Genomic DNA, 5,632 nt, shown 5'->3' with positions numbered 1-5,632 from the left:
GTGGTGTGGAGGCGGGGTGTGTCCGATTCTTGAGAACTCAACAGCGTGCACTATGTTCAATGCCAATTTTATACCCCGGCCGGGTTTTTGACCTGGTTGGGATTCCTTTGGAAATTGATGTCAGTAATGATGTCTTATTTGCTAGAGGTCAAACTTGACTTCCTTCTCTTCGGGGTTGGTTGTCGTAAATTTTTTTACGGAGAGTTTGATCCTGGCTCAGGACGAACGCTGGCGGCGTGCTTAACACATGCAAGTCGAACGATGAAGCCCAGCTTGCTGGGTGGATTAGTGGCGAACGGGTGAGTAACACGTGAGTAACCTGCCCTTGACTCTGGGATAAGCGCTGGAAACGGCGTCTAATACCGGATACGACCTGCCCCGGCATCGGGTGCGGGTGGAAAGTTTTTCGGTCAAGGATGGACTCGCGGCCTATCAGCTTGTTGGTGAGGTAATGGCTCACCAAGGCGACGACGGGTAGCCGGCCTGAGAGGGTGACCGGCCACACTGGGACTGAGACACGGCCCAGACTCCTACGGGAGGCAGCAGTGGGGAATATTGCACAATGGGCGAAAGCCTGATGCAGCAACGCCGCGTGGGGGATGACGGCCTTCGGGTTGTAAACCTCTTTTAGTAGGGAAGAAGGACTTCGGTTTGACGGTACCTGCAGAAAAAGCACCGGCTAACTACGTGCCAGCAGCCGCGGTAATACGTAGGGTGCAAGCGTTGTCCGGAATTATTGGGCGTAAAGAGCTCGTAGGCGGTTTGTCGCGTCTGCTGTGAAAACCCGAGGCTCAACCTCGGGCCTGCAGTGGGTACGGGCAGACTAGAGTGCGGTAGGGGAGAATGGAATTCCTGGTGTAGCGGTGGAATGCGCAGATATCAGGAGGAACACCGATGGCGAAGGCAGTTCTCTGGGCCGTTACTGACGCTGAGGAGCGAAAGCGTGGGGAGCGAACAGGATTAGATACCCTGGTAGTCCACGCCGTAAACGTTGGGAACTAGATGTGGGGACCTTTCCACGGTCTCCGTGTCGCAGCTAACGCATTAAGTTCCCCGCCTGGGGAGTACGGCCGCAAGGCTAAAACTCAAAGGAATTGACGGGGGCCCGCACAAGCGGCGGAGCATGCGGATTAATTCGATGCAACGCGAAGAACCTTACCAAGGCTTGACATATACCGGAAACTTCCAGAAATGGTTGCCCCGCAAGGTCGGTATACAGGTGGTGCATGGTTGTCGTCAGCTCGTGTCGTGAGATGTTGGGTTAAGTCCCGCAACGAGCGCAACCCTCGTTCTATGTTGCCAGCACGTCATGGTGGGAACTCATAGGAGACTGCCGGGGTCAACTCGGAGGAAGGTGGGGATGACGTCAAATCATCATGCCCCTTATGTCTTGGGCTTCACGCATGCTACAATGGCCGGTACAAAGGGCTGCGATACCGTAAGGTGGAGCGAATCCCAAAAAGCCGGTCTCAGTTCGGATTGAGGTCTGCAACTCGACCTCATGAAGTCGGAGTCGCTAGTAATCGCAGATCAGCAACGCTGCGGTGAATACGTTCCCGGGCCTTGTACACACCGCCCGTCAAGTCATGAAAGTCGGTAACACCCGAAGCCGGTGGCCTAACCCCTTGTGGGAGGGAGCCGTCGAAGGTGGGATCGGTGATTAGGACTAAGTCGTAACAAGGTAGCCGTACCGGAAGGTGCGGCTGGATCACCTCCTTTCTAAGGAGCATCTGGACACCGCGTTCCTTGTGAGCGTTGTGTGTTCCAGGCGCCAGATCGAAGCGAATGTCTTCGCTGGTAGCTCATGGGTGGAACATTGAACTGGGTGCAAGTCGAGTTCGTCTCGTGTCAGTACAGCCTTCGGGTTGGGAACGCACGGTACGGAGGGTGGCTTGCACATGCACGCTGTTGGGTCCTGAGGGACCGGGCCGGCTGCCTTCGGGTGGTTCGGGTCGACCTTCTGGATCCTTTCTCCATGCCTGGGTGTGTGGGGGGAGGGTACCGCCCGTATTTTGAGAACTACACAGTGGACGCGAGCATCTTTAGATTCAACACTTTCGGGTGTTGGGTCGATAGAGGCGCAGGGATGCCTTCGGGTGTTCCTGCAAATCATTGAAATCTGCAATCTTCGAATTGTAGTTTCTTAACTCATGTGATTTTCAAGTTTTTAAGAGCAAACGGTGGATGCCTTGGCATCTGGAGCCGAAGAAGGACGTCGTAATCTGCGATAAGCCTCGGGGAGCTGATAAACGAGCTGTGATCCGAGGATCTCCGAATGGGGAAACCCCGCCAGGCCCCTTGTGGTGACCTGGTGACTCCCGCCTGAATATATAGGGCGGGTAGAGGGAACGTGGGGAAGTGAAACATCTCAGTACCCACAGGAAGAGAAAACAACAGTGATTCCGTTAGTAGTGGCGAGCGAACGCGGAAGAGGCTAAACCGAGCCATGTGTGATACCCGGCAGGGGTTGCATGGTCGGGGTTGTGGGACTTTTCGTCGTGTTCTGCCGAGCACGGAACGTTACAGCGCATCATAGACGAACAGGTTTGAATGCCTGGCCAGAGCGGGTGCGAGCCCCGTAGTCGAAATGGTGTTATGGCGTGAAGAGTATCCCAAGTAGCACGGGGCCCGAGAAATCCCGTGTGAATCTGTCAGGACCACCTGATAAGCCTAAATACTCCCAGATGACCGATAGCGGACAAGTACCGTGAGGGAAAGGTGAAAAGTACCCCGGGAGGGGAGTGAAATAGTACCTGAAACCGTTTGCTTACAAACCGTCGGAGCCTCCTTGTAGGGGTGACGGCGTGCCTTTTGAAGAATGAGCCTGCGAGTTAGTGCTCTGTGGCGAGGTTAACCCGTGTGGGGCAGCCGTAGCGAAAGCGAGTCCGAATAGGGCGATTCAGTCGCAGGGTCTAGACCCGAAGCGAAGTGATCTATCCATGGCCAGGTTGAAGCGACGGTAAGACGTCGTGGAGGACCGAACCCACTTCAGTTGAAAATGGAGGGGATGAGCTGTGGATAGGGGTGAAAGGCCAATCAAACTTCGTGATAGCTGGTTCTCTCCGAAATGCATTTAGGTGCAGCGTTGCGTGTTTCTTGCCGGAGGTAGAGCTACTGGATGGCCGATGGGGCCCAAAAGCTTACTGACGTCAGCCAAACTCCGAATGCCGGTAAGTGAGAGCGCAGCAGTGAGACTGTGGGGGATAAGCTTCATAGTCGAGAGGGAAACAACCCAGACCACCAACTAAGGTCCCTAAGCGCGTGCTAAGTGGGAAAGGATGTGGAGTTGCACAGACAACCAGGAGGTTGGCTTAGAAGCAGCCACCCTTGAAAGAGTGCGTAATAGCTCACTGGTCAAGTGATTCCGCGCCGACAATGTAACGGGGCTCAAGCACGCCACCGAAGTTGTGGCATTGACATTTTGTGGTAGGCCTTCGTGGTCCAGCCGTGTTGATGGGTAGGAGAGCGTCGTGTGGCGAGTGAAGCGGCGGTGTGAACCAGCCGTGGACGCCACACGAGTGAGAATGCAGGCATGAGTAGCGAAAGACGGGTGAGAAACCCGTCCTCCGGAAGACCAAGGGTTCCAGGGTCAAGCTAATCTTCCCTGGGTAAGTCGGGACCTAAGGCGAGGCCGACAGGCGTAGTCGATGGACAACGGGTTGATATTCCCGTACCGGCGAAGAACCGCCCAAGACAATCCAGTAGTGCTAAGTATCTGAATCCCTCTGATGGATCCCTTCGGGGTGAAGCGTTGGGCCTAGCGTACGACCCCGTGCTGGTGCGTTTAGCGTATTAACAGGTGTGACGCAGGAAGGTAGCCGAGCCGGGCGATGGTTGTCCCGGTCTAAGGATGTAGGGCGAACGATAGGCAAATCCGTCGTTCACACAGCCTGAGATCTGATGGGTAGACGCAAGTCGAAATCGGTGATCCTATGCTGCCAAGAAAAGCATCGACGCGAGGTTCTAGCTGCCCGTACCCCAAACCGACTCAGGTGGTCAGGTAGAGAATACCAAGGAGATCGAGAGAATCGTGGTTAAGGAACTCGGCAAAATGCCCCCGTAACTTCGGGAGAAGGGGGGCCTGAGGCGTGAACGGACTTGCTCCGGGAGCGTTCGATGGCCGCAGAGACCAGTGGGAAGCGACTGTTTACTAAAAACACAGGTCCGTGCTAAGTCGCAAGACGATGTATACGGACTGACGCCTGCCCGGTGCTGGAAGGTTAAGAGGAACGGTTAGCCGCAAGGCGAAGCTGAGAATTTAAGCCCCAGTAAACGGCGGTGGTAACTATAACCATCCTAAGGTAGCGAAATTCCTTGTCGGGTAAGTTCCGACCTGCACGAATGGCGTAACGACTTCCCAGCTGTCTCAACCGCGAACTCGGCGAAATTGCATTACGAGTAAAGATGCTCGTTACGCGCAGCAGGACGGAAAGACCCCGTGACCTTTACTATAGTTTGGTATTGGTGTTCGGTGTGGCTTGTGTAGGATAGGTGGGAGACTGTGAAGCGGGCACGCTAGTGTTCGTGGAGTCATTGTTGAAATACCACTCTGGTCACTCTGGATATCTAACTTCGAACCCTAATCGGGTTCAGGGACAGTGCCTGATGGGTAGTTTAACTGGGGCGGTTGCCTCCTAAAAAGTAACGGAGGCGCCCAAAGGTTCCCTCAACCTGGTTGGCAATCAGGTGGCGAGTGTAAGTGCACAAGGGAGCTTGACTGTGAGACTGACAAGTCGAGCAGGGACGAAAGTCGGGACTAGTGATCCGGCAGTGGCTTGTGGAAGCGCTGTCGCTCAACGGATAAAAGGTACCTCGGGGATAACAGGCTGATCTTGCCCAAGAGTCCATATCGACGGCATGGTTTGGCACCTCGATGTCGGCTCGTCGCATCCTGGGGCTGGAGTAGGTCCCAAGGGTTGGGCTGTTCGCCCATTAAAGCGGTACGCGAGCTGGGTTTAGAACGTCGTGAGACAGTTCGGTCCCTATCCGCTGCGCGCGTAGGAAATTTGAGAAGATCTATCCCTAGTACGAGAGGACCGGGATGGACGAACCTCTGGTGTGTCAGTTGTTCCGCCAGGAGCACCGCTGATTAGCTACGTTCGGAACGGATAACCGCTGAAAGCATCTAAGCGGGAAGCCGGCTTCGAGATGAGATTTCCATCCCTTCGGGGGAGAGGCTCCCAGCCAGATTACTGGGTTGATAGGCCGGATGTGGAAGACAGGACTAAAGACTGTCGGAGCTGACCGGTACTAATAAGCCGATAACTTGACAATCACTACACTCATACCGTTGTAAAGGCTGGTAGGAGTGGTCAGAAGATTGCTCGCGTCCACTTTGTGGTTCCCAGAAGACGGGCACCGCACCACCCTGTGAGGGGTGGTGCACATAATTGAATACACGCAAGACGTGTAACCCCAAGATTTGACCCCCACCAGTTCGCTGGCGGGTGTGTCGCAAGGGTTACGGCGGCTATAGCGAGAGGGAAACGCCCGGTCACATTCCGAACCCGGAAGCTAAGACTCTCAGCGCCGATGGTACTGCAGGGGGGACCCTGTGGGAGAGTAGGACACCGCCGGACACCATTCACGATGGCCACCCAGACACTGGGTGGCCATCGCTGTTTAACCCGCC

The 5,632-nt window shown here is 55.2% G+C and carries 3 rRNA genes; all 3 read left to right on the top strand.

The features are described 5' to 3' along the window. The first annotated feature begins 193 nt into the window (after positions 1 to 193). The 3 genes from IOC53_RS18330 to rrf all read left to right on the top strand — a co-directional run bounded on the left by IOC53_RS18330 (position 194) and on the right by rrf (position 5,579). Positions 194 to 1,719 (top strand): 16S ribosomal RNA (locus IOC53_RS18330). A gap of 438 nt (positions 1,720 to 2,157) precedes the next feature. Then, positions 2,158 to 5,274 (top strand): 23S ribosomal RNA (locus tag IOC53_RS18325). Positions 5,275 to 5,462: 188 nt separating this feature from the next. Continuing rightward, a 5S ribosomal RNA gene (rrf, locus tag IOC53_RS18320) occupies positions 5,463 to 5,579 on the top strand. Together the 16S, 23S and 5S rRNA genes form the textbook arrangement of a ribosomal RNA operon. Positions 5,580 to 5,632 lie beyond the last annotated feature (53 nt).

Source organism: Rathayibacter sp. SD072 (assembly GCF_017355185.1).
GTDB lineage: Bacteria > Actinomycetota > Actinomycetes > Actinomycetales > Microbacteriaceae > Rathayibacter.
Note: the sequence above shows the minus strand (reverse complement) of the source record. Positions and strands in the feature narration are given on the sequence as shown.